Annotated in this window: 20 protein-coding genes; 12 read left to right on the top strand and 8 right to left on the bottom strand. The window is 59.5% G+C overall.

The window, feature by feature from the left end:
• Positions 1-85 precede the first annotated feature (85 nt).
• Both BSP75_RS18480 and BSP75_RS18475 read right to left on the bottom strand, forming a co-directional pair.
• Positions 86-739 (bottom strand): DsbA family protein, encoded by a 654-nt coding sequence (locus tag BSP75_RS18480; protein ID WP_075114176.1) that lies wholly within the window; start codon positions 737-739, stop codon positions 86-88.
• A 75-nt stretch (positions 740-814) separates the two neighbouring features.
• Positions 815-1,675 (bottom strand): Vmh family MBL fold metallo-hydrolase, encoded by an 861-nt coding sequence (locus BSP75_RS18475; protein WP_075114203.1) that lies wholly within the window; start codon positions 1,673-1,675, stop codon positions 815-817.
• 126 nt (positions 1,676-1,801) lie between these two features.
• Between BSP75_RS18475 and BSP75_RS18470 the strand changes: the two genes are divergently transcribed.
• Positions 1,802-2,725, top strand: a complete 924-nt coding sequence (locus BSP75_RS18470) for a LysR family transcriptional regulator (protein ID WP_075114175.1) — start codon at positions 1,802-1,804, stop codon at positions 2,723-2,725.
• A gap of 43 nt (positions 2,726-2,768) precedes the next feature.
• On the opposite strand, the gene BSP75_RS18465 is transcribed toward BSP75_RS18470, so the two are convergent.
• On the bottom strand, positions 2,769-3,548 hold the full coding sequence (locus tag BSP75_RS18465) for a BPSS1780 family membrane protein (protein WP_075114174.1): 780 nt from the start codon (positions 3,546-3,548) through the stop codon (positions 2,769-2,771).
• 302 nt (positions 3,549-3,850) lie between these two features.
• On the opposite strand from BSP75_RS18465, the gene BSP75_RS18460 reads away from it, so the two are divergent.
• Complete coding sequence (locus BSP75_RS18460) at positions 3,851-4,672, top strand: peptidoglycan DD-metalloendopeptidase family protein (RefSeq protein ID WP_075114173.1); 822 nt, start codon at positions 3,851-3,853, stop codon at positions 4,670-4,672.
• A 106-nt stretch (positions 4,673-4,778) separates the two neighbouring features.
• Here BSP75_RS18460 and BSP75_RS18455 read toward each other — a convergent pair whose 3' ends face one another.
• Positions 4,779-6,113 carry an MATE family efflux transporter gene (locus BSP75_RS18455; RefSeq protein ID WP_075114172.1) on the bottom strand — a complete coding sequence of 445 codons (1,335 nt, stop codon included), beginning with the start codon at positions 6,111-6,113 and terminating at the stop codon, positions 4,779-4,781.
• Positions 6,114-6,267: 154 nt separating this feature from the next.
• On the opposite strand from BSP75_RS18455, the gene mscM reads away from it, so the two are divergent.
• From mscM to BSP75_RS18415, 9 genes are all read left to right on the top strand, one after another.
• The gene (mscM, locus tag BSP75_RS18450; protein WP_075114171.1) at positions 6,268-9,549 is read left to right on the top strand and encodes a miniconductance mechanosensitive channel MscM; all 3,282 of its coding nucleotides are present in this window, start codon (positions 6,268-6,270) and stop codon (positions 9,547-9,549) included.
• Between the two features lie 24 nt (positions 9,550-9,573).
• Positions 9,574-10,257, top strand: a complete 684-nt coding sequence (locus BSP75_RS18445) for a glycerophosphodiester phosphodiesterase (protein ID WP_075114170.1) — start codon at positions 9,574-9,576, stop codon at positions 10,255-10,257.
• Between the two features lie 151 nt (positions 10,258-10,408).
• Positions 10,409-12,286 (top strand): methyl-accepting chemotaxis protein, encoded by a 1,878-nt coding sequence (locus BSP75_RS18440; RefSeq protein WP_075114169.1) that lies wholly within the window; start codon positions 10,409-10,411, stop codon positions 12,284-12,286.
• Positions 12,287-12,795: 509 nt separating this feature from the next.
• Entirely contained in the window at positions 12,796-14,580 is a 1,785-nt protein-coding gene (gene frdA, locus BSP75_RS18435) for a fumarate reductase (quinol) flavoprotein subunit (protein WP_042063911.1), read from the top strand.
• Positions 14,573-15,307, top strand: a complete 735-nt coding sequence (locus tag BSP75_RS18430; RefSeq protein WP_042063912.1) for a succinate dehydrogenase/fumarate reductase iron-sulfur subunit — start codon at positions 14,573-14,575, stop codon at positions 15,305-15,307. Before frdA ends, BSP75_RS18430 begins: the two co-directional genes overlap by 8 nt.
• A gap of 16 nt (positions 15,308-15,323) precedes the next feature.
• Positions 15,324-15,722 carry a fumarate reductase gene (locus BSP75_RS18425; protein WP_042063913.1) on the top strand — a complete coding sequence of 133 codons (399 nt, stop codon included), beginning with the start codon at positions 15,324-15,326 and terminating at the stop codon, positions 15,720-15,722.
• Positions 15,723-15,732: 10 nt separating this feature from the next.
• Positions 15,733-16,089, top strand: a complete 357-nt coding sequence (gene frdD / locus BSP75_RS18420) for a fumarate reductase subunit FrdD (RefSeq protein WP_042063914.1) — start codon at positions 15,733-15,735, stop codon at positions 16,087-16,089.
• Between the two features lie 119 nt (positions 16,090-16,208).
• Complete coding sequence (locus BSP75_RS22095; protein ID WP_290439303.1) at positions 16,209-16,571, top strand: transposase domain-containing protein; 363 nt, start codon at positions 16,209-16,211, stop codon at positions 16,569-16,571.
• A 6-nt stretch (positions 16,572-16,577) separates the two neighbouring features.
• Positions 16,578-17,384 carry an IS4 family transposase gene (locus BSP75_RS18415; protein WP_362859402.1) on the top strand — a complete coding sequence of 269 codons (807 nt, stop codon included), beginning with the start codon at positions 16,578-16,580 and terminating at the stop codon, positions 17,382-17,384.
• 169 nt (positions 17,385-17,553) lie between these two features.
• Here BSP75_RS18415 and nrdG read toward each other — a convergent pair whose 3' ends face one another.
• Both nrdG and nrdD read right to left on the bottom strand, forming a co-directional pair.
• On the bottom strand, positions 17,554-18,063 hold the full coding sequence (nrdG, locus tag BSP75_RS18410) for an anaerobic ribonucleoside-triphosphate reductase-activating protein (protein WP_075114168.1): 510 nt from the start codon (positions 18,061-18,063) through the stop codon (positions 17,554-17,556).
• A gap of 100 nt (positions 18,064-18,163) precedes the next feature.
• Complete coding sequence (gene nrdD, locus BSP75_RS18405) at positions 18,164-20,281, bottom strand: anaerobic ribonucleoside-triphosphate reductase (RefSeq protein WP_058052762.1); 2,118 nt, start codon at positions 20,279-20,281, stop codon at positions 18,164-18,166.
• A gap of 445 nt (positions 20,282-20,726) precedes the next feature.
• Between nrdD and BSP75_RS18400 the strand changes: the two genes are divergently transcribed.
• Positions 20,727-21,701, top strand: a complete 975-nt coding sequence (locus BSP75_RS18400) for an ABC transporter substrate binding protein (RefSeq protein WP_075114167.1) — start codon at positions 20,727-20,729, stop codon at positions 21,699-21,701.
• Between the two features lie 87 nt (positions 21,702-21,788).
• On the opposite strand, the gene ligA is transcribed toward BSP75_RS18400, so the two are convergent.
• Positions 21,789-23,795 carry an NAD-dependent DNA ligase LigA gene (ligA, locus tag BSP75_RS18395; protein ID WP_075114166.1) on the bottom strand — a complete coding sequence of 669 codons (2,007 nt, stop codon included), beginning with the start codon at positions 23,793-23,795 and terminating at the stop codon, positions 21,789-21,791.
• A gap of 100 nt (positions 23,796-23,895) precedes the next feature.
• Positions 23,896-25,065, bottom strand: a complete 1,170-nt coding sequence (gene zipA, locus BSP75_RS18390) for a cell division protein ZipA (protein ID WP_075114165.1) — start codon at positions 25,063-25,065, stop codon at positions 23,896-23,898.
• Positions 25,066-25,077: the final 12 nt, after the last annotated feature.

The following is a 25,077-nucleotide window of genomic DNA, read 5'->3' as shown; positions in this document are numbered from 1 at the left end:
CCGGAAAACGGAAGGATTTCATACCGTTCCCCTGATGGTCAGGCTATCGGCGCCAGACTCGTTTCCTGAAGTTTCCCCAAATGAGTCAACCCGCGTTATCCAGCAGCGTCAGCAGATGCGCGCGCAGACCGTCCGGATCACCCAGAAAATCGGCCACGCGAACAGGCGTGACCCGACCATTGTGCACCAGCCCAAGAGTGGGATAACCCTGACCGCCCAGCCGCTGCATCCAGCCCTGGCTGGCTGCCAGATGTGGCAACAAAGGGGCCTGCAGATAGGCTTGCTGGAATGCATCGGCAGCAATCCCCTGCTCTGCCGCCAGCGTGGCGAGAAACGCCGGTTCACCAATCCAGATCCCGTCCCGATAGTGGGATTGCTGGATCCGGTGCAGCATCGTAAGACCATCGCCACCCAGTGCCGTGACGGCCAAGACCGCACGGATCGGCTGCTCGGAGTCCAGTAGGCTCCCTTCCCGCAGCAGCAGTTCATTGAAGTAACGCTCGCCAAAATGCTGGCCGGTCAGCGCTTCAATCCGCTGATCATGGGGGCGCACGTAATCACGCAATGCTTTGCCCATCGGCTGACGGCGGCTGCCCAGCCAGAGGCCGCCTGCATGCAGCTCGATCTTGAGCCCGTCAATGGTGGCTGCCGCCTGCAACAGGGGGGCGGCACCGTAGCACCAGCCACAGAGCGGGTCATAGACATAATGGAGGGTGGTGTGTTGTTCGCTCATCGTCATTCTCACGTCAATCTTGGATAAAAAACCGGGCCCTGGGGCCCGGTAAAAAAACACAGGGAGAGCAGGCTCAGTGGCTTACCACTTCATCTCGCCGGTATTAACCTTGGCGCCGATGGCCAGACCATCGTCAACCGGCAGTGCCGGATAGGCTTTCTTCAGAGCCTCAATCAGCTCGCCAGAGTTTTTCGCCTTGGCCAGCGCCTGCTCGAAACGCTGTACATAGTCACGGGTAAAGGTCACAGCGGCAGTGCCTTTGGGAGCAGTCCCCAGGAAGTGACCCGGCACCACGCGCTCGGGTTTCAGGGCCAGCAGGTTGTCCAGCGCCTTGACCCAGTTGCTGCGGGCCGCTTTGGTCTGGCTATCCGCCATCCAGACATGCACCCCGTGATAAACCGGCACACCACCAAAAGCCGTCTTGATGGAAGGGGCCCAGAGGTAGGCATTCGGGGTGTTCATCTCTTTGATTTCAATCTTCTCGCCATCCAGCGTCAGGTGGCTGGCAGTCATCACTTGCGGCACGGTCAGGCTCTTCGGTGCGCCCTTGCCCAGGATCGGACTCCAGTAGCTCAGCTTGGCATCCTTGGTCTGGTTGATATGGTCAACCACATGCTGGTCGGCCAGCACTTTGACATCCGGGAACGCAGCCATGACCGGCTCCAGACCGAAGTAGAAGTCGGGATCACCGGCACTGATATAGACAGTGGTCAGCTTCTTGCCGCTCTTCTTGATCATGTCCACCAGCGCCTGACCATTTTGCACGTCGAACTGGGCATCGATCAGGATGGCCTCCTTGTCACCGGTCACCAGTGAGGAGGAGACCGGGAAGATCGCCTTCTCGCCAGGGTTGTAGACGGTCACGCTCAGGGGGGCGGCCAGTGCGGCGCCACTCAGCAGGGTGGTCGCCAGAGTCAGGTTACGGATCAGGGTGTTGTTCATCATCTATTCCTCATTAAGTATTCGGGGGTTCATTTGATGGACAGAGTGTATTGGATCGACTAAGTTGCAAATACAGCGTAAAAAGCGCATCACTGTTGCATATATCGAACATATTGAGAGTCATAGATGGATCGACTGACCGCATTGCGGGTCTTCGTCAGCGTTGTCGAGCAGGGGAGTCTGAGCGGCGCCGGGGAGAAACTGGATATGTCGCGCGCCATGGTGTCGCGCTATCTGGCCGAACTGGAGAGCTGGATGGGCGCCCGCCTGCTGCACCGCACCACCCGCCGTCTGAGCCTGACCGGGCCGGGAGAAGAGGCACTGAACCGGGCCCGTACCATGCTGGCGCTCGGCGAGGAGATGGAACAGATTGCCGTGAAGAGCGATGACGCCCCCAAGGGGCAACTGCGGATCACCAGCAGCTACTCCCTGTCTGAAGCGCTGCTGGTCGGGGCGGCCAACGACTATCTGGCGCAATACCCGGGAACGGCCATCGATATCCTGCTGCTCGACAGAACCGTCAATCTGGTGGAGGAACGGATCGATCTGGCGGTGCGCATCACCAACGACCTCGACCCCAATCTGGTGGCGCGCCGTCTCGGCACTTGCCACTCGGTGGTCTGTGCCAGCCCGGCCTATCTGGCCCGTCATCCGATGCCGCACAAGGTGCAGGATCTGGCGCTGCACAACTGCCTCACCTACACCTACTTCGGCAAAAGCCTGTGGGAGTTCAATGGACCGGACGGTCCCGAGTCAGTGCCGGTCAGCGGCAACCTGAGCGCCAACATCTCCAACCTGCTGCTGGAGGCGACGCTGGGCGGCGCCGGGATCAGCCTGCAACCGCTCTACTCGGCCCAGCCCTATCTGGAGCAGGGAGAGCTGGTGCCCCTGCTGACCAACTGGCAACCGAAGCGACTCGGGATCTACGGGGTCTATGCCACCCGCAAACAGATGTCACCGCTGCTGCGCAGCTTCCTCGACTTTCTGCTGGCCCGCATGGCGGCCGATCCCGTCTGGCAGGAGGTGAGTCCTCCTCACAGCCGAAAATGAAGAAGGGGCCGCTGCGGGCCCCTTCTTCATCTTCATCCGTTGATCAGGCTTCAAATCCGAATGGTTCTGAGTGCGGCGCTTCCTGCTGCGCACTCTCGTCGAGGAAAATATCCCGATAAGCCACATAGATGGAGTAGTTGAGCGCCGGGATCACCACCAGCAGACCCACCAGCAGCAGCGCCGCGCCAAACAGCAGCAAAATAGCTGAGAGCAGCCCCCACCAGAAGAAGGGCCACATATTGCGCCAGCAACCAGCGAAGCTCAGCCGTACCGCCTGGATGATGCCGATATCGTGGAAATAGATGAGCGCCGGGGCAAAGGTGACCCCCATCAGCACGGGAACAATGAGCAGCATCCCCACCAGCAATACCAGCAGCAGTTGCTGCAACTGACTCGCAGAGACCACCATGCTCTCGGGATCCTGAGTCAGCAGCGGGAGCAGCCCCCACATGGAGAGCAGACCGAGACAGACGAGGCCAACCAGGCTGAACAGCAGCAATACCAGCAGACCACCGAGCATCAGCGGGGTCAACTTGTGGCGAAAACCGGCAAAAAGATCGGTGAACTGCAGCGGCTCGCCCCGATAGCCCCGAGCGGCGACCGCCACCCAACCCGCGCCCCACACCATGTAGAGCAGCTGGGAGATGAGGCCACCCGCCGGCAGTTGCTCAAGCAGCATGCCCACCATAAACCAGACCAGCACCATGGCCACGCTGATCCCCATCCCCTTGTTGAAGATATCGAACCCGCTGCGAACCCAGACCCAGCCACGACCTGTCGTGTGCCGGGCAGGTGTGGTGCGCAAAGGGGGTAATCCGTTCATATCGTCTCCTCGGAGTGTCGGTGGCATCAGTGCCGGAAGCCGATTTTAGAGCCAGGGCGGGGGCGACTCAATGGCGATGCAGTCCCGTCACGACATAAAACCTGACGCAGCGATGCACAAAAAGGGCATCAGCCACGCCCCACCTCTGGCTGCCCAGACCATAACGAGGCACAATCTGCCCCCTCCCCCAGCAGCCACTATCGTGGCCAGCGTGCCGTGGTCACCCTTTAGTGATCGACGAATGCCGGACAGGGGGTTGTCATCCCGCCATCCCGGGCGTTTTAACATCGCGTGGTATCGTCATGAGAGTTGTTTGTTGTCTGTTGTTGTTACTGGCCAGCCAGTCAGCCCTGGCCGAAGGTTTTATCAGTCGCCTGCTCAACCATCCGGTGCCGGGTGGCGTTGCGGTGATCCCTCTTGGCGCGCAATCAACCGCGCCCACGGCTCGCTATCACGACAAGCCTGTGCTGGTGGTACGTGAAGACAACCAGTGGATCGCTATCGTCGGCCTCTCACTGAAAAGCACGCCCGGTACCCAGCAACTGACCACAGGTGATGGCCGTACTCTCGGCTTCACCGTCACCCCCAAGCACTACCGCGAGCAGCACATCAAGCTCAAGAACAGCCGTCAGGTCAATCCGCTCGCCGAGGATATGACCCGCATCAACCGCGAGCTGGCGGAGCAGACCCGGGCTTACCAGACCTTCAGCCCCCACCAGCCGAGCAACCTGATGTTCGACAAGCCGGTCAACGGCCCCCTCTCCAGCCCGTTTGGCCTGCGTCGCTTCTTCAATGACGAGGAACGCAACCCCCACTCCGGCCTCGACTTCGCCGTGGGCGCCGGCACCCCGATCAAGTCCCCCGCCGCTGGCAAGGTGATCCTGATCGGCGACTACTTCTTCAACGGTAACACCGTCTTTGTCGACCACGGTCAGGGGCTCATCAGCATGTTCTGCCACATGTCGAAGATCGATGTGAAGCTGGGTCAAAGCCTACCGCGCGGCGGCATCGTCGGGCGAGTCGGTTCGACCGGTCGCGCCACCGGCCCCCATATGCACTGGAACGTCAGCCTCAACGACACCCGGGTCGATCCCGCCATCTTTATCGGTGCCTTCAAGCCCTGAATCGGCAAAGCCCGTTAACAAAAAATTCTCGAATAAAAAGCCCGTTAACAAAACAGGTAGCCCATGGCTGCCTGTCTGCTATCTGCACGTCGAACCTGATTGCCTGTCATGCCTGCGCGTGGGCACCGGACTCCCGACGCATCGCCCGCCACATCACCAGCACCAACAAGGAGCTGCAGGTTGGCAATGCCAGCCAGACCCCGGGCACGCCCCACAAGGTCGAGAATCCCCACAAGAAACCGCCGATCAGCACCAGCTTGCCGCCGGTAAGCAGGGAGGCGATGCGGGCCCGATTGATGGCCTGGAAGTAGGTGGCCCCTACCAGCAGCAAACCTTCCATCGGCAGCCCCCAGAAGTAGAGCCAGATCCCGAGACTCGCCACCGGCAGCAGGGTGGCGTTGTCACCGGCAAACAGATAGACCGCCGCCTCCGGCCACAGATAGAGCGGGATCATGGCGCACAGGGCGATCCCCAGCGTCACCCCGAGCGCCAGGTTGCGCACCCGCAGCACCCGCTGCCAGTGACCGGCACCCGCGTTGAAGCTGGCGATGGGCTGGATACCCATGGCGATCCCCTCGAACACCAGATAGAAGAAGGCTTCGGTGTAGCTGATCACCCCGTAGGCGGCCACATGCAGCGACGTACCCACCGCCAGCAACGCCTTGTTGTGCAGCGCCAGCACCACCGACAGATAGAGGTACATCAGAAAACTCGATACCCCGAGGCGCACCGTCTCCCCCATCAGCCGCAGATCGGGGCGCAGGGTATCCCAGCTGATCCGCAGCTGACTGCGCGGCGTGAAGAAGTGCCACAGGCAGGCGAGGCCCGTCACCGCCTGGGAGAGCATGGTGGCCGTCGCCACCCCGGCCAGCCCGAACGGGAACACCACCATCAGCAGATAGTCGAGCAGCACATTGAGCAGCCCCCCGACCACCATGATGATGGTGACAAAGCCGGGGCGGCCATCGTTGCGCAGCAGCGAGCTGAACGCCATCGACAGCACAGCAAAGACGCCGAGCCAGGCGTAAGCCTGCAGGTAGGCGAGCCCGGCAGTGAAGATCTCCCCCTCCGCCCCCATCCAGGCCAGCATCGGCTCGCCATAGCGGATCCCGAGAAAACTGAGTAACGCCGAGGCCAGCAACACCATCACCAGCGCATTGCCGACAATATGGCGGGCTTTGGCCGGATTGCCCTGCCCCAGATAGAAGGAGACCAGCGATGAAGCCCCCATGCCGATCAGCGCCCCCACAGCATAGAGCACGGCGCAGATGGGGTAGGCCAACATCAGACCAGCCATGCCATCCTGACCCAGCACATGGCCAACGAAGATGCCATCGATGGTGACATAGATGCCGGTGATCAGCATGGCGGCCACGGTCGGGGTTACGTAACGCCAGAAAAGGCGAGATAGCGGGGCTGTGCCCAGATCAACAGCTGACATATTCAACCCGGTGGAGAGAGAGCGGCCGGATCATAGCGAAACGGCAGCATGACTTCCTGTTATTTGTGTTATGACTCATTAATATGGACTGCTTTACCCGCCTCCCTGCCCTGTTTTAGGCTAGGGCCACCTCTTCTGAACGGAAACGAGCCTCATGTTGCAACGCCTGCTCACCCTCTTGCTGCTCTCCCTTATCTTGTTGCCGCCAGCCGTGCGCGCCGATGATGCCATTGACCAAATCGAAGCGTTGCTACAGAGCGTGCCCAAGAGCGACACCCCGGAAAACCAGAAGCTGCGGGAGAGCTACCAGCAGGCGCTGCAATTTGCCAGAGAGGCCGAGCGCTACCGGGAGCAGAGCAAGGCCTATCAGCAGATCCTCATCGATTACCCCAAGGAGTCAGCGCGCCTCAAGGAGAGCCTGCACAACTATCAGCCCGCCGATCGCCCGCAGCTGACGAGCCTCAAGGAGGAGGCGCTGCGTCAGGCCATTGGCCTGAGCAGCAACCGCCAGCTCAACCTGCGCAAGGAGCGGCAGGGGGTGATGGACAACCTCAACCAGCTGGAAAGCACCGGGCAAGAGTATCACCTGCGGGTGGATGATCTGCGCAAACAGCTGCAACTGACCCGCAGCCAGCTGGAGCGGCTGAGCTTCAGCAGCGAATCGGATCGCCAGCAGGAGGCCCAGCTGCTGCTGACCAGAATGAAGGAGCAGAGTCTGTCCGACCGGATCCAGATGCTGGAGCTGGAGCAGCTCTCGGCCCAGCAGCGCAACGATCTCGGCAAACTGAAACTGCAGGAGCTCAATCTGGCCATCGCCGATGAGGATGAGTGGCAAGCCAGCCTGCTGACCCAGCAGAACCAGCTGCGGCGGGAGAAGACCGAGCAGGCGCTGGAGGAGAGCGAGCGGCTGCGCAAACAGCTCACCACCGACATGCCGCTGCTGCTGGAACAGCAACAGCAGAATCAGGCGCTCTCGATCCAGCTCGGCACGCTGGAGGATCAGATTGAGCGGGTGCAGGACGAGCAGCGCAGTGTCGACAAGAATCTGTTTGAACTGAATGAGCTGGTCAACTCGGTGCGCGAACAGCTGGAGTGGCTGCAGATCAGCAACGCCTATGGCGAAAACCTACGCAGCAAACTTTCCGATCTGCCCCCCCTGTTCCCTCTCGACAAGCTGGAGTCCGCCATCGTCAACGCCCGCATGGCCAAGTACCAGTACGAGAGCGAGCAGGATGGCCTCAAGGATACTCGCCAGTTGCGCGACAAGCTGCTGGCAGAAGAGGAGGTGACGCTGGATCGCCCGCAATTGTCGGTGCTCGACAACCTGCTCAAGGCCCGGCGCCAGCTGCTGACCCGGCTCAATGACGCCTCCGATACCCTGATCCAGGAGCAGACCCGTCTCAAGCTGCTCTACAGCCGCCAGAACAGCAAGATCGACGAGATCCGTGAAATAAGCGCCAGCCACCTGTTCTGGATGCCGGATGTGCGCCCTTTTACCCCACAGGTGATGCTCGGCATTCCTGCCGCGCTGACGCTGGCCTTCAACCCGGACAACTGGCTGCAACTGCCCTATGCCATCGCCGAGAACAACCCGCTGAGCCTCACTCTGGCTGGCATTGGTCTGCTGGTGCTGGCCTGGAGCTGGTTCAAACTGGCCCGTCACCTGAACCAGTATTGCGACCATATTGCGCCGCGGATCGGCAAGGTGACCCAGGACAAATTCAGCCTCACCAGCCGCTTGCTGCTGCGCTCCCTGCTCGCCTCGCTCCCCTTGCCCGCCATGGTGCTGATGGTGCGCGGCCTGCTCGAAGGGGCCTGGCAATACCCGTTTGCGGTGGCGGTGGCGCGTGGCCTTGGCGAGATCTGGTTTCTGTTGCTGGCGCTGGTGATGGCCCGCCATCTGACCCTGGAGAAAGGGATCCTGATCCACCACTTCCGCTGGCCGAGAGAACGGGTGCAGCAGGTTTGGAACCAGTTTCGCACCCTGCTGCTGGTGCTGATCCCGAGTTTCTTTGTGCAGGGGATGGCCAACAGCTATCAGGAGCACGCCTTCTACGACTCCCTCGGCCGGATGGCCTTCATGATCGGCGCCCTCTGGCTGCTGCTCTTTTTTGCCCGCCTCAACCGAGAGCGACTACCGCTCACCTGGGGCCAGAGCGACATGACCAAGCCCCACCTGCTGCACCACTTCATCTGGAACAGCCTGATGCTGGCACCACTGCTGGCGGTGATCGGTGCCCTGTTTGGCTACTTCTACACCTCGCGCATCCTGCTGCGCCAGCTGGAGCTGAGCCTGCTGATGGGGCTGGGTTGCCTGCTGGTCTACTATCTGGCCAGACGCTGGATGCTGATCCAGCGCCGCCGCCTCGCCTTCGAGCGCGCCAAGAGTAAGCGGGCCGAGATCCTGGCCCAGCGTGGTCGTGACGACAATCAGGAGGAGCTGAGTTCGGAGATCCCCGATGTGGTGGAAGAGACCGAGCTGGATCTCGATACCATCAGCGCCCAGTCGCTGGGGCTGGTGCGCACCCTGCTGATGCTGGGCTTCACCATGCTGGTGGTGGTGCAATGGTCGGATCTCAACTCCGCCTTCAGCTTCCTCAGCAATATCGAGGTGTGGCAGGTGAGCAGCAAGATTGGTGGCATCGAGCAGCTCTCTGCGATCACCTTGCAGGATCTGATGCTGACCGCCTTCGTCTTTATCCTGACCGTGGTGACAGCCCGCAATCTGCCGGGGCTAATGGAGCTGACCCTGCTGCAGCATCTGAGCCTCTCCCCGGGTACCGGTTTTGCCCTCACTACCACCAGCAAGTATCTGGTGATCCTGATCGGCGCCCTCACCGGCTTCTCCATGCTTGGCATCGACTGGTCGAAGACCCAGTGGCTGGTCGCCGCCCTCTCGGTGGGGCTGGGTTTCGGTCTGCAGGAGATCTTCGCCAACTTTGTCTCCGGCCTCATCATCCTGTTTGAAAAGCCGATCCGGCTCGGTGATACCGTCACCATCCGCGATCTCACCGGCACGGTCACCAAGATAAAAACCCGGGCGACGACTATCGTGGATTGGGACCGCAAGGAGATCATCGTGCCCAACAAGGCCTTCATCACCGAGCAGTTCATCAACTGGTCGCTCTCCGACGCCATCACCCGGGTCAAACTGCGGATCCGCATCGGCCTGACCCGGGATCCGAAACTGGTACAGCGCATTCTGGAAGAGTCCATCCAGGCATCGACCCTGGTGCTGGAGACGCCGACGCCCGAGGTGTTCCTGATTGAATTTACCGACTCGGCGCTGATCTACGAGATCCGCCTCTACGTCAACAACATGGATCACCGGATGCCCATCACCCACGAGGTTCACTCGCTAGTGCTGGAGAAGATGCAGCAGCAGGGACTTACCCTGCCCCATCAACAGATCGACATTCACCTGAGCCGCGGCTGACCCGCGAGGTAAAAGGAGCAGAATATGCAGATTATTGCCCACCGTGGCGCCAGCGGTCTGGCACCGGAAAACACCCTCAAGGCGATGGCCAAAGCGCTGGAGCTGGGTGCGCCAGCCATCGAGATCGACGTACAGGCGGCCGATGGCGAGTTGTGGGTCTTTCACGACCGGCGGCTGGAGCGCTGCACCAACGGCAAGGGAGTGTTAACCGAGCAATCGCGCTCCTATCTCGAGCAGCTCGATGCCGGTGAGGGAGAGCAGATCCCGACCCTGTGGCAGGTGATGGAGATCATCGCCGGACGCTGCGAGCTGCATATCGAGCTCAAGGGCGCCCATACCGCCGACGCGGTGGCAACCCTGACCCGACGGGCAGAAGCCGAGCTTGGCTTTACCCCCGAGCAGTGGGTGGTTTCTTCCTTCCATCACCCGGAGCTGGCCCGCTTTGCCGCCTTGCGGCCCGATATCCGGCTCGGTGCCCTGACCGCCAATCTACCGCTCAACCTGGCGCAGTTTGCCGACGATCTGGGGGCCTGGTCACTCAACTGCGATGTGGATTTCGTTGACCCGATGCTGGTTGAAGATGCCCATCGACGCGGGTTAAGGGTGCTGGTTTATACCGTTGATTACCCAGAGGATTATGAAACACTCGCCAGCATGGGGGTCGATGGAATCTTTACCAATCGGCCAGATCGTTTTCTGGCGCCATAAGGGTGCGATACACATATGGATAACCACTGATTTAGGCACTAACTTTAAATAGCTGACCGGGATACAAAGAGTTCAATTTCGGCCGATAAGTACAGGCTCATAACAATAATTAGTTTCCAACACTCAGACTGACGCTCACAAGGATGTAATTATGAACTTATCCATTAAAAACAAGCTGGTCCTGGCTATAGGTATCATCATTCTGGTGATCACCGGCCTGCAGGTCTGGTACAACACCTCACAACTGCGCAGTGAAACACAGCGTTTGATCTGGAATACCATTGACGAAAGCTCGATGGCCAACGTCAAGGGGATCTCTCGCTGGGTCGACTCCAGGGTAAGCATGGTCAGTACCACCAAGGAGGCTTTTACCAAAGAAGATGAGCCCATCAGTCATCTGGCCCAATCCATGAATGCAGGTGGCTTCGACCTGGTCTATGCCGGCACCGCAGACGGCAAGATGATCCAGAGTAAACCCACCAACCTGCCTGCCGGTTATGATCCCCGTCAACGTCCCTGGTACAAGGATGCGATGGCAGCAGGCAAGCTGGTCATCACCGCGCCCTATGCCGATATCTCCACCGGCCAACTGATCGTCACCATCGCCGAGCCGTTCCAGCGTGGCAACACCCAAGGGGTCATCGCCGGAGACGTCTCTATCAGCGCCCTTATCTCGGACATTCTGGCGGTTACCACCGAGGGCACTTACGCCATGCTGGTCGACAGCAACGGCACCATCATCGCGCACCCCGATGCATCCATGAGCCTGAAACCCGCAACTGCGCTGGCCCCTGAGTTGACCGCATCCTATATCAACCAGATCGCCCATGACGGCATGATCAACGAGCTAATGATCAGCGGCAAGAAAGAGGTCTTTGACTTCAACGCGATCCCTAATACCAACTGGTATTACGGCATGATGGTGGATGACGAAACCGCCTACCAGTCGGTACGCAGCATGGTCACCTCCTCCCTCATTCAGGGGCTCATCACCATACTGATCGTGGCTGGCTTCTCCTATGTTGCCATCAACGGCTCGCTGGCCCCCCTGAAAACCCTGGGCGAGGCGATTGCCGATCTCTCCCGTGGCAACGGCGATTTGACCCGCCGCATCAAGATCGAGCGAGAAGATGAAGTGGGCGCGGTTGCCAAGCACGTCAACACCTTCATCGACCGCATCCATGTGATGGTGCAGGATATCTCCAACTCCTCCGGCCAACTCAACCAGCAGGCCAAGTCCTCCCACAGCATGGCGGAGAAGGCCAATCAGGGGCTGGCACGCCAGCAAAACGAGATCTCCCAGATCGCCACTGCGGTGCACGAGATGTCCGCCACCGCGATCGAGGTGGCCAGCAACGCCGAGCAGACCGCCGAAGCGGCCCGCAGCTCCTCCAGCAGTTGCGAGCATGGCAAACAGGTGATCGCCCGCAACCAGCGCTCCATTACCGATCTCGCCACCCAGGTGGAGCAGGCCTCCAACATCATTCAGGAACTGGAGAAGAACGCCCAGGAGATCAACACCATCCTCTCCACCATTCAGGGCATCGCCGAGCAGACCAACCTGCTGGCGCTCAACGCCGCCATCGAAGCGGCGCGTGCCGGTGAACAGGGCCGTGGTTTCGCGGTGGTGGCCGACGAGGTGCGCGTCTTGTCACAGCGCACCCACAGCTCGACTGTCGAGATCCGCAGCATGATCGAAACCCTGCAGCGCAATACCCAGGGTGCGGTCAGCACCATGCACGAAGGCCAGCAGTTGGCCCAGAACAGCGTGGATGACGCCAACAACGCCACCCATGCGCTGGAGCAGATCACCACCTCGATCAACCAGATCTCCGACATGGCGACCCAGATCTCCAGCGCAGCCGAAGAGCAGCGGGCCGTCACCGACGAGGTAAGCCGCAACATTCAGGCGGTCAAAGATGTCTCGGACGAACTGGCAGTGGATGCAGACAGTTCGCGCCATCTCTCTGAACAACTTAAAAATATTTCGGGTGAACTGAGCAATCAGGTCGGCATGTTCCGCATTTGAGCATGAGTAAAAGGGGCCGTACAGGCCCCTTTTATTTTTCTAAATAGCGCTTAATTTTCAGTGATTAATCTCATATTACCCGCCAAATCTCCGGCCCTGAAATCCTTGTGATTCATCTGGATTTATCCAATCACCTCCGTAGCGGTCGCCGCAATTCGGATTATTTATTTTTATCTAAATGAATAAATGCCAATAATTCTCATTAAAAAATTACAATAAAAAACTTAAAATTTTTTTCGTGAGTACCTAAAAAGAGAGGTGATTCGCATTTTATTGAAAGAAAACTACGTACAATCCAGAAGTTAAAGTATGCGTAGCAAGGTGTTCAACTGCTCAGTAACACCAAAAAATGGCGATAATAACGACATTTTCATCCAGGGATTTGGGTGTTTTATAGAAAAATAACCAATAAAAATGGAATAAAACCTAGCAGTTTGACTTGCATCAAGCCTGAATTTTTTTCATAGAGCAAAATCGTGCCCAGCAAATCTATCCCTAAGGAGGCAGATGTGGATATTATCAAGACCGATGTTGCCATCATCGGTGCCGGTGGTGGTGGCCTGCGTGCCGCAATCGCCATTGCAGAAGCCCACCCGGAGCTGGAAATCGCCCTGATTTCCAAGGTCTATCCGATGCGCAGCCATACAGTGGCCGCCGAAGGTGGCGCCGCAGGCGTCGTGCGTGATGACGACTCCCTCGAAAACCACTTCAATGACACCGTCTCCGGTGGTGACTGGTTGTGTGAGCAGGACGTAGTCGAATACTTCGTCAACAACGCCACCAACGAAATGATCCAGCTGGAGCACTGGGGTTGCCCCTGGAGCCGCAAGCCGGATGGCAAGGCCAACGTCCGCCGTTTCGGCGGGATGAAGATCCCGCGCACCTGGTTCGCCGCAGATAAATCCGGTTTCCACATTCTGCACACCCTGTTCCAGACCTCCATCAAGTATCCGACCATCAAGCGCTACGATGAGCACTTCTGTCTGGATCTGATCGTGGAAGATGGTCGCGTTCAGGGCGTACTGACCTTTGATATCCAGAACGGTATCACCCGCTTTATCCAGGCCAAATCCGTGGTGCTGGCGACTGGCGGTGCCGGTCGTGTTTACCGCTACAACACCAACGGTGGCATCGTCACCGGTGACGGCATGGCGCTGGCCTACCGTCACGGCGTACCGCTGCGTGATATGGAGTTCGTCCAGTATCACCCGACCGGTCTGCCGGGCACCGGCATCCTGATGACCGAAGGTTGTCGTGGTGAGGGTGGCATCCTGCTGAACAAGGATGGCTACCGCTACCTGCAAGACTACGGCCTGGGCCCGGAAACCCCGGTTGGCCAGCCGAAGAACAAACACATGGAGCTGGGTCCCCGTGACCGTCTCTCCCAGGCATTCTGGCAAGAACAGCAGAAAGGCCGCGTGATCCAGGGCCCGATGGGCGACGTGGTTCACCTCGACCTGCGCCACCTCGGCGAGAAGTACCTGAAAGAGCGTCTGCCTTTCATCTGCGAACTGGCCAAGGCCTACGTGGGTGTGGATCCGGTCAAGGAGCCGATCCCGGTACGTCCGACTGCCCACTACACCATGGGTGGTATCGAAACTGACGGCAAGTGCGCAACCCGCATGCCAGGCCTCTACGCCGCTGGCGAGTGTGCCTCCGTCGGCCTGCACGGTGCCAACCGTCTGGGTTCCAACTCCCTGTCCGAGATCGTGGTATTCGGCAAGGTGGCTGGTGAACAGGCAGCCGAATTCGCTGCAACCCAGCAGCACGGCAACACCGAAGCGCTGGTCGCCAAGGCCGAGCAGTTGATCAAGCAGCACCTCTCGCTGATGGATATCGACGGGACCGAAAACCCGGCCGACATCCGCAACGAACTGGGCATGTCCATGGAAGCTGGCGTTGGTATCTATCGTACCGAAGAGCTGATGCAGGGCACCATCGACAAGATCAACGAGCTGAAAGCCCGTTACAAGAAGATCAAGATCAACGACAAGTCCTCTGTCTTCAACACCGATCTGCTGTACGCCATCGAACTGGGCTACATGCTGGACGTGGCCGAAGCCATGGCTCACTCCGCCATCAACCGTAAAGAGTCTCGTGGTTCCCACCAGCGTCTGGACGGTTATGAGGAGCGTGATGACGTGAACTTCCTCAAGCACACTCTCTCCTTCTATGCACCGGAAGGGGCCCCGACCATCGATTACTCCGATGTGAAGATCACTAAATCCCAACCGGCAAAACGTGTGTACGGTTCCGAGGGTGAGAAACAAGACGAGGCTAAGAAGAATGGCTGAGATGATCGAAATTGAAATCCTGCGCTACCGTCCGGAGCAGGACAACGAGCCTTGGATGCAAACCTTCCAGGTGCCTTACCTCAAAGAGATGTCCCTGCTGGATGCGCTGCAGTACATCAAGGATCACCTGGACTCTACCCTGAGCTTCCGCTGGTCCTGCCGGATGGCGATCTGCGGCTCCTGCGGCATGATGGTCAATGGCGTACCCAAGCTGGGTTGCAAAACCTTCCTGCGTGACTATCTGCCAGGCAAGATGACCATTGAACCGCTCAACAACTTCCCGATTGAGCGTGACCTGGTCGTCGATATGTCCGATTTCATCGAGAAGCTGGAGAGCATCAAGCCCTACATCATCCCGAGCGAACCGCGCAGCCTGTGCGATGGCGAGTACACCCAGACTCCGGCTGACATGGCGAAGTATCACCAGTTCTCCATGTGCATCAACTGTGGTCTCTGCTACGCAGCCTGCCCGCAGTATGGCATCAACAAGAAGTTCACCGGTCCGGCGGCACTGGCTCTGGCCTATCGCTACAACGCCGACAACCGCGACAGCGCGTCCAAAGAGCGGATGAAGATCATCAGCCAGGACGAAGGTGTCTGGGGTTGTACCTTCGTGGGCTATTGCTCCGAAGTGTGCCCGAAAGGCGTGGATCCGGCCGCAGCCATCCAGCTTGGCAAGGTCGAGAGCGCCAAGGACTACATGATCGCCATGTTCAAGCCAGATTGAGATCAGGAATGAGACCATGAACAACACCAATAGCAAACGTAAGCCTTACGTCCGCGAAATGAAGAAAGACTGGTGGCTGAAGAATGCCTTCTACACCGGTTACATGATCCGTGAAGGCACCAGTATCTTCGTCTCCATCTACGCCGTTGTGCTGATGTGGGGTCTGATGCGTCTGGTTCAGGGTCAGGAAGCGTTCAACGGCTGGCTGGAATCCCTGCAAAGCCCGATCGCCATCCTGTTCCATGTCATCGCACTGGCGGCGTGCCTGTTCCATGCCAAAACCTGGTTCGCCCTGGCGCCGAAAGCCATGCGTATCTTCCGTGGTGAAGACCTGGTACCGGAGAAGCCGATCGTTCTCGCCCAGTATGTGGCGCTGGCGGTGGTGTCCCTGCTTGTCCTGATCATCGTGGCCTGAGGAGAAATCAATGAGACGTTCTGACGAACCAATTTACTGGGGTCTGTTTGGTGCGGGTGGCATGGTCGTTGCCATGCTGCTGCCGGTCATTGTCCTCATCACCGGTCTGCTGGTACCCATGGGTATCATGGACGTGGAAGCCATGAGCTATGACCGCGTGCACGCGTTCGCCAGCTCCTGGTGGGGTGCCTGCATCCTGCTGGTGATCATCGCCCTGCCAATCTGGCACGGCATGCACCGTATCTACCACGGTCTGCACGATCTGGGGATCCACACCACCAAGCTGCACCACTATGTGTTCTATGGCTTTGCCTTCCTGGTATCTGCCATTACCGTCGGCCTGCTGATGGTGCTGGTACTCCAGTAATCACATCTGACTGATTGACCAAACCGGCCTCGTGCCCTAATATCGATCAGTTAAGGATCCATTGACGATCCTCCTGATGTGTAAAAATCCGAAACCTGTTGATTGGTTTCGGATTTTTTATGCGTATCGTACAGGCTCTCGACTTCCTCCACGCCAGCAATCCCGCTCAGTTTGAGTCACTCTCCGACCTCATTTCCCCCGAGCTCATCACAACTCTGCTCGCCGAAGAGGATGTCGTGACCCTGCGCCGTCGCCGCATGCCCATGGAGCGTCTGGTCTGGGCCATCATCGGCATGGCCATCTTCCGCAACGTTCCCATGATCCAGCTGGTCAATCAGCTCGATATCCTGTTGCCGATGACCGCCCCTTTGTTGCCCCCAGCGCCTTCCTGCAAGCCCACCAAATGCTCGGGGACAAGAGCATCGAGCAGCTGTTTCACGAGATCGCCGCTCTGGCACCAACAGGCCAATCACCCCGGTTGAGCCGGGCTGCAACTGCTCGCTGTCGATGGCGTGATGTGGCGCACGCCCGATACTCCGGACAATGCCGCTGCCTTTGCCAAACCCGGCACCCAGCATGGCGAGACCGCATATCCGCAGGTGCGCATGCTCTGTCAGATAGAGATCACCAGTCACCCGCTTGTTCAAGCGGTCATGGATAGCTGCGCCGTCAACGAGATGGTGCTGGCCGAGCAGCTTATCGCGCACACGTCAGACCACTCGCTGACCCTGTTCGACAAGGGGTTCTATTCGCGTGGCCTGCTCCACGCCTGGCAAACCGCGGGGGGCGAGCGTCACTGGCTGCTGCCGGACACGGTGGAGGCCCGTTTGCTGGCCCACAACATCAACGGCAAGGAGCGCCAAGTGCTGACCTCGATGGTTGACCCAATGCGCTTTCCGGGGGCTGGCATCATCGAGCTCTACAGCCATCGCTGGGAAATCGAACTGGGTTATCGGGAGATGAAGCACTGTCTGCAACAACACCGACTGACCCGACGCAGCAAGAAGGCGGCGGGAATACGGCAAGAATTGTGGGGCGTGCTGCTGGTGTACAACCTGCTACGCAGCCAGATGGTGAAGATGGCGGCGAGCCTGAAGGGGTACACGGCGAGTCAGCGGAGTTTTCACATGGCATCGGTGTACCTCATCCATGAACTGAGCTGCATGCCGTACATGTCCCCGGGGACTATCCCGACGCGGGTGGCGGAGCTGGAGAAACAGGCGGGGCAGTTTGTATTGCCGGAACGAAGGGAGCGAAGTTACCCCCGCGGCGTTAAGCCAAGGCCACAGAAGTAGAGTTTGAAAAAAGTCAATAAAAACAATGCCAGTCAGGCTTAACTGACTGGCATTACACACCGGGGGCAGGAGAATGGCCAGCAGGATCTTGAGCAGATTGTTCATCTTGGCTCTCCTCTTCATGAATGTCGTCAGGATTGGAATGGGCTAACCATAAACATCCCAGGCTTCAACTGCAAACCAGACAGGGAATTCGCTCACCCGCATCATGCGAGGCATTGAGGTCGTGGATCTGCTGATTGCTGCTGCCACGCCACTGCAGGCCCGGGTCTGCCAGCTCTTTTTCAAACTTGCCATCCACCAGCACATCCAGCAGGGCAACCAGCTCGCGCTGGGCAACGGAGAGCTCGCCGAGCAGGTAACCGGTCCAGCACCAGATATCCTTGCCGGGGCACTCGGCCCGTACCCGTTTCACCAGTGCCAGCACGTGGGGCACGTTGGCCGGGTGGAGCGGATCGCCGCCGGAGAGCGACAGACCTCGCCGTTTGATGCGGCTGTCGTTGAGGTCGCTAATGATGCGATCGCTCATCGCCTGATCGAATGGCTTGCCGCCATCGAGCCGCCAGGTGCTCTGGTTGTAGCAACCCGGGCACTGGTGCTCACAACCGGAGACAAACAGGGTGGCGCGGGTGCCGGGGCCGTTGATCACATCGACCGGATAGTATTGGTGGTAGTGCATCGCTTGTTTCCTGCCTCGTTCACGGGAATACGGCATGACTGCCGCCCTCCAATGAAAATGGCCCCTTGAGTCAGGGGCCAGCTCTTCATCGCTTGTGCGCTTACATATGTTTGACGCGGCGCTTCACTTCTTCCTGCTTGCCCGCATTGAAGGGGCGCGCATCCGGGCTGCCGAGGTAGCCGCAGACACGGCGGGTCACCGACACCTTGGCGGGGTCGTGGTTGCCGCAGCGCGGGCAGGTGAAGCCCTTGGAGGTGCACTCGAACTCGCCGGTAAAGCCGCAGTCGTAGCACTCGTCGATGGGCGTGTTGGTACCGTAGTAGGGCACCTTGTCATAGCTGTAATCCCAGACGTTTTCCAGCGCTTCCAGGTTGTGCTGGATATTGGGGTACTCGCCGTAGCAGATGAAGCCGCCGCTGGCGATGGGCGGATAGGGCGCCTCGAAGTCCAGCTTGTCGTACGGATTGACCTGCTTCTCCACGTCGAGGTGGAAGCTGTTGGTGTAGTAGCCCTTGTCGGTCACGCCGGATACCACGCCAAACTCCTTGGCATCGATGCGGCAGAAACGGGTGCAGAGGTTCTCGCTCGGGGTGGAGTAGAGGCTGAAGCCGTAGCCAGTCTCATCCTTCCACTCGTCGATGGCCGCCTTGAGGCGGGCGATGATGGCGATGGCCTTCTGCTGCAGCTCGGCGCTGTCAAACAGGTGTACCTTGTCCCCAAACAGGGCGTTGATAGTCTCGTGAACCCCGATATAGCCGAGCGAAATGGAGGCGCGTCCGTTCTTGAAGATCTCGCTGACGTTGTCGTCCGCCTTCAGCCGCACGCCGCAGGCCCCTTCCATATAGAGGATCGGCGCAACCCGCGCTTTCACCCCGTCCAGACGGCTGATGCGGTACATCAGCGCCTTCTTGGCGACCCGCAGGGAGGCATCCAGACGATCCCAGAAGTCCGCTTCATCACGGGATTTCAGCGCGATGCGCGGCAGGTTGAGGCTCACCACACCCAGGTTGTTGCGACCTTCGTGGATCAGCTCGCCATTCTCCTCGTAGGCACCGAGGAAGGAGCGGCAACCCATGGGGGTCTTGAAGGAGCCGGTCACCTTCACCACCTGGTCGTAGTTGAGGATGTCCGGATACATCCGCTTGGAGGCACACTCCAGCGCCAGTTGCTTGATGTCGTAGTTGGGATCGCCCTGCTTGTGGTTGAGGCCATCCTTGATGGCGAACACCAGTTTCGGGAACACGGCGGTCTTCTTGTTCTTGCCAAGGCCAGCGATGCGATTGCTGAGGATGGCGCGCTGGATCATCCGCGACTCCCAGCTGTCCCCCAAGCCAAAGCCGAAGGTAACAAACGGCGTCTGACCGTTCGCTGTGTGCAGGGTGTTGACTTCGTACTCCAGCGACTGGAAGGCGTCGTAACACTCTTTCTCGGTGCGAGCCATGGCGTAGGCTTCCACATCGGCAATGCCCCACTCTTCGGCCACTTCACGGTGCTTCTGCCAGCTGATGGTCACATAGGGGGCCAGCACCTCATCAATGCGGTTGATGGTGGTGCCGCCATAGATGTGGCTCGCCACCTGGGCGATGATCTGGGCGGTCACGGCCGTGGCAGTGCTGATCGATTTCGGGGTATCGATCTCCGCATTGCCCATCTTGAAGCCGTGGGTCAGCATCCCTTTCAGATCGATCAACATGCAGTTGAACATCGGGAAGAAGGGGGAGTAGTCGAGATCGTGGAAGTGCAGATCACCGCTCTCGTGAGCCTGAACCACATCACGGGGCAGCATGTGGCTGGTGGCATAGTGCTTGGCGACAATACCGGCCAGCAGGTCGCGCTGGGTCGGGATCACCTTGGAGTCTTTGTTGGCGTTCTCGTTGAGCAGGGCGGCGTTGGTCTGCTCGACCAGACCGCGGATCTCCTGCGCCAGACGGCCGCGCGCCTCGCGGGCCTGATCCCGATCGTGGCGATATTCGATATAGGCACGGGCGATGGCCTTGTCGTCGGAAGCCATCAGGTGGTTTTCAACCCGGTTCTGGATCTCGTGGATATCAACTTCACCACGCCCTTCCAGCTCCTGGCTGACCGCGCTTGAAATACGCAGTGCCAGCGCCGGATTGGCCTGATTGACCGCTTCCGCCGCTCGGCTGACCGCCTCTGCAATCAGCTGGGCATTGAATGGTGCGCGACATCCGTCACGTTTGATCACAACCGGTTTCATGGATTTTCCCCGTTAAAAGGCCAGGCATTTGCCTCTGGCTCACCCTTGTTGGGCCCCCCTCCCGGCATCTCGTCCTGGACGCAAATAAATTCAGCCGAGGCTTGACAAGCCTGGGCTGAAGATAGGAAGGGAACAGCTTATACACAGCTTAATAACACAACATATAGGGATTAAAAACGAATGCATCCCTATATGTGGTGTCTATTAGGCACCAAAGCGCAGCCTCATTTCTTGATCCAGAACAGGTTTTTCAGCGAGCGGGACAGTTCACGACCAACCATAAAAAGCCCCAATCAAATCCAATCTCAAGCGTGGTGCGGGCTGGCGTCCGATCCGCCCAGCCGAAAAAAAATCGCCCCCCACCACACCGGTTTCGAGATGACAGCGTCAACCAAAACCACCCATACTGAGTAAGTACACTCTTCCGCTCGACAAGGGATAACCCATGCGCACCTCCCTGCTGTTGCTACTGCTTGCCACCCTCGCCCTGCCGCTACGGGCCGCCCACATTCTGGTGATCAGCAGCTACCATCCCGAATACCTGTGGGACCAAAGCTACAACGAAGGGCTGATCAATGGTTTGCAGGGGGAACACAAGATCTCCCACTTCTATATGGATACCAAGCGTCACCCGCGGGAGGAGTTTGACGACATTGCCCAGCAGGCCATCGCCTTCTATCTCAAGAGCAAACCGGATCTGGTGGTGCTGGGCGATGACAATGCCATCAACTATCTGGCCAACGAGATCGCTTCGCTGGGCACCCCGGTGGTGTTTCTTGGCATGAACGAGAACCCGCGCCTCAAGGGCTTTGTCGGCCACCCCAAGATCACCGGCGTGCTGGAGCGGCCGCTGCTCAAACGCAATATCAACGAAATGAGCCAGCTGATGGGGAGGCTCGACAAAGCGCTGGTGCTGTTTGATTCCAGCAACGTGGCACTCACCGCCATCGAGGATGAATTCAAGACCCAGACCGAACTGCGGGTCGGCCAAACCCGGGTCAACAGCCAGCTCATCGGCGACTACGGCCTCTGGCAGGAGGCGGTGCTCAACGCCAGGAAGAGTGGCTATCAGGCGATCTTCCTCGGCCTCTACCACACGCTCATCGACGAGCAGGGCAAGCATGTGAGCGAACAGACGGTGCTGGAGTGGACCAGTGCCAACAGTCCGGTACCCGTTTTCTGCTTTTGGGAGTTTACCGTCGGCAAGGGTATGGCCATCGGCGGGCTGGTGCTGGATGGCCACGATCAGGGGATGCAAGCCGCTTCCCTGATCAACACCATACTGGCGGGCACCCTGCCCCGCACCCTCTCCCCGCGCGCGGCCCTGCGCGGCGAGTATGTCTTCAGCAAGAGCGAGCTGGCCCGCTGGCAGCTCACCGTGCCCGACAAATGGCGTCACAAGATCCTCTGGCGCGAGTGAGTGACTGCCCTACAACAAAAAGAGAACCCGGCCATGCCGGGTTCTCTTTTATCGGGTGCTGCGCTTAGCAGGCCTCACGAGGGCTATTCAGCCCTGCAACGCCTGTTGCAGCTCATCTTCGGTCCAGATGGTGATGCCGAGCTCCTGCGCCTTGGTCAGCTTGGAACCCGCCGCTTCCCCCGCAACCAGCACATCGGTCTTGGCAGATACCGACCCCGCCACCTTGGCACCCAGCGCCTGCAGCGCCGCCTTGGCATCGTTGCGCGACAAAGTAGTCAGCGTACCGGTCAGCACGAAGGTCTTGCCGGCAAAAGGCTGCTGTGCAGCCTCTTTCTTCTCGATGGCCGGCCAGTGGATACCGGCGGCCAGCAGGGCCTCAAGCACCTCCACGTTGTGCGGCTGACGCAGGAAGTAGTAGACATGCTTGGCCACCACCTCGCCCACATCGGCCACCGTCAGCAGTTGCTCCACCGAGGCGGCGCGCAGGGCATCCAGGGTGAGGAAGTGGTTGGCGAGGTTCAAGGCGGTCGCCTCCCCGACTTCGCGGATCCCCAAGGCAAACAGGAAGCGCGGCAGGGTAGTGCTGCGGGCCGCATCGATGGCGGCCACCAGATTGAGGGCCGATTTTTGCCCCATCCGCTCAAGACCGGCCAGCTGGATGGCGTTGAGGCTGAACAGATCGGCGGGGGTCTTCACCAGTCCCTTGTCCACCAGTTGCTCGACAATCTTGTCGCCAAGGCCATCCACATCCATGGCGCGACGGGCGGCGAAGTGCTTGATCGCCTCCTTGCGCTGCGCCTCGCAGAACAGGCCACCGGAGCAGCGGGCAACCGCCTCCCCTTCCAGCCGCTCGACCGCAGAGCCACAGACCGGACACTCGGTCGGAAAGAGGATCGCACGGGCATCGCTTGGGCGCTGCGCCTCCACCACGGCGACGATCTGCGGGATCACGTCACCGGCCCGACGCACGATCACGGTATCGCCGATCATCACACCGAGGCGCTCAATCTCGTCAGCATTGTGCAAGGTGGCGTTGGAGACGGTGACGCCGCCGACAAACACCGGTTTAAGCTTGGCTACCGGAGTCACGGCGCCGGTGCGGCCGACCTGAAACTCGACATTTTCAAGCTCCGTCATCTCCTCCTGAGCCGGGAACTTGTGAGCGGTCGCCCAGCGCGGCGCGCGGGCCACAAAGCCCAGCTCTTCCTGCAGGGCGATGGCATCCACCTTGTAGACCACGCCGTCGATCTCGTAAGGGAGCTCGCCACGACGAGCCAGAACGTCGTCGTGGAACGCCTGACAACCGGCAGCCCCCTCTTTGAGCTTCACCTCGGGACTGAGCGGCAGCCCCCACTCCTTGAGCTGATGAAGGCGACCAAAGTGGGAATCACCCAACTGCTCGCCCCCCACCCCCACGCCATAGGCATAAAAGCTCAGAGGACGGCTGGCGGTGATGCGTGAATCGAGCTGACGCAGGCTGCCTGCGGCGGCGTTGCGCGGGTTGACGAATACCTTCTCGCCCGCGGCCAATGCCCTGGCGTTCATCGCCTCGAAACCGGCTTTGGGCATAAAGACTTCGCCACGCACCTCAAGCCGGGCAGGCCAGCCGGTGCCACGCAGGGCGAGCGGAATGGCCTTGATGGTGCGCACGTTCTCGGTGATCTCCTCACCGGTGGCGCCATCACCCCGGGTGGCCGCCTGCACCAGCTGACCATCCACATAGAGCAGGCTCACCGCCAGACCATCGAGCTTGGGCTCGCAGCAGAAGGTGAAACGAACCTCACGCTTGAGGCGATCGCTCATCCGCTGTTCGAACGCCTGCAGCTCTTCGCTGCTAAAGACGTTATCCAGACTGAGCATTGGGATCTCGTGGCGCACCTGACTGAACGCCGTCAGCGGCTGGCCGCCGACCCGCACGCTGGGGGACGCCGGAGTTTTCAGCTCGGGATGCTCGGCTTCCAGCGCAATCAGTTCGCGCATCAGGCGATCGTATTCGGCATCCGGCACTGTGGGGTTATCCAGCACATAGTACTGATGACCATATTCGGTAAGCAGTTCACACAATTGACGGTGGCGGGAGAGGGTGTCGCTCATGAAAAAGTCTCGAAGTGTGATTGAACATCCGGCCGGGGTAGAAACAAAAATGCGGTACCAGGGTACCGCACTTTTTATTCACTCGACCCGCATGGCGTATTTAGTCGCGACTGGCCTCGTAGGCAGCCAGCTCGTGACGGTAACGGGCAATGGTCTCGTCGCTCAGCGGGCTGCGATCCATATCTGTCAGCATGGCATCGAGATCGCTGGCCAGCTGATCGGCAGCCTGCAGCATGTCCTCGAAGGCAAACGCGGCATTGCTGCGCAGCGGCAGTTGCATGAACAGGGAGACACCCGGTGTGGTGAACTGTTCCATCCGGTACGGGTTGAAGGTGCCCGGCTTGACCATGTTGATCATGGAGAAGAGCACTTCACCTTTGCCGTTGGGATCTTCGTGACGGTGGAAAATATCCATCTCGCCAAACTTGAAGCCCAGCGCCATCAGGGACGAGAGCAGGGTTGCACCTTGCAAGTCGTGACCCGGACGGCCCATCAGGTTGATGACATAGACATCCTGCCAGATCTTCTCGACCGGTTGGGGCGCCATGCGCGGCTCTTCAACCACCGGAGCAGGTGCCACATAGACCGGCTCTTCATAAACAGGCTCGGGGGCCACATGACGGGGCTGCGGCTGATATTCCGGCTCGGGAGCGCGCACCGGCTCGGCACGAACGGTGTCAGCGGTACGGACTGTCTCGGCACGGGCACCGAAGGTCGGGGCGGTCGCGTAGGCGGGCTCGACCAGCGGCTCGTCGTCCAGCGACTGCATCATGGGCTCGCGCTGGGCACGGGAACGGTAGACCGGGGTACGACGATTGACCTGTGCAGGCTTGCGCACCGGTGCGGCAGGTGCCTCGTCGATCTCCTCGGGCTGCGGTTCGTCGAACGCTTCCTCTTCTTCATAGACAGGAGGCGGCGGAACCGGACGGGCAGCAGGCTTGCGCACTACGGGCGGCGGCAGATCGTCCTCGTCATCTTCATCATCAAAGGCGGGTACGGCGGGGCGACGAGCGAGTTCCGGCTGGCGGCTCTCTTCGCTACGCAGCTTGGGCTCGGCACGACGGCCACCACTGACCACGCGCACCTGGCCGATGCCATCGCTGTCGAAGGCGTCGTTATCACGATCCCGCGACTTGGAGTCCATCCGTCCAATCGGTTTCTCTTTGATCGGTGCCTGACGATTTTTTCTGTTGCTCCACAACCCGTGAATGAGCAATGCCGCAATAGCAATACCGCCCAGGGCAACCAAGATGTAACGCAATTCCTGCATTAGCTGCTTCTC

This window comes from Aeromonas sp. YN13HZO-058 (genome assembly GCF_001921245.1).
GTDB lineage: Bacteria > Pseudomonadota > Gammaproteobacteria > Enterobacterales > Aeromonadaceae > Aeromonas > Aeromonas allosaccharophila.
The sequence above is the reverse complement of the archived record's forward strand: the minus strand, read 5'-3'. Positions and strand labels throughout refer to the sequence as shown.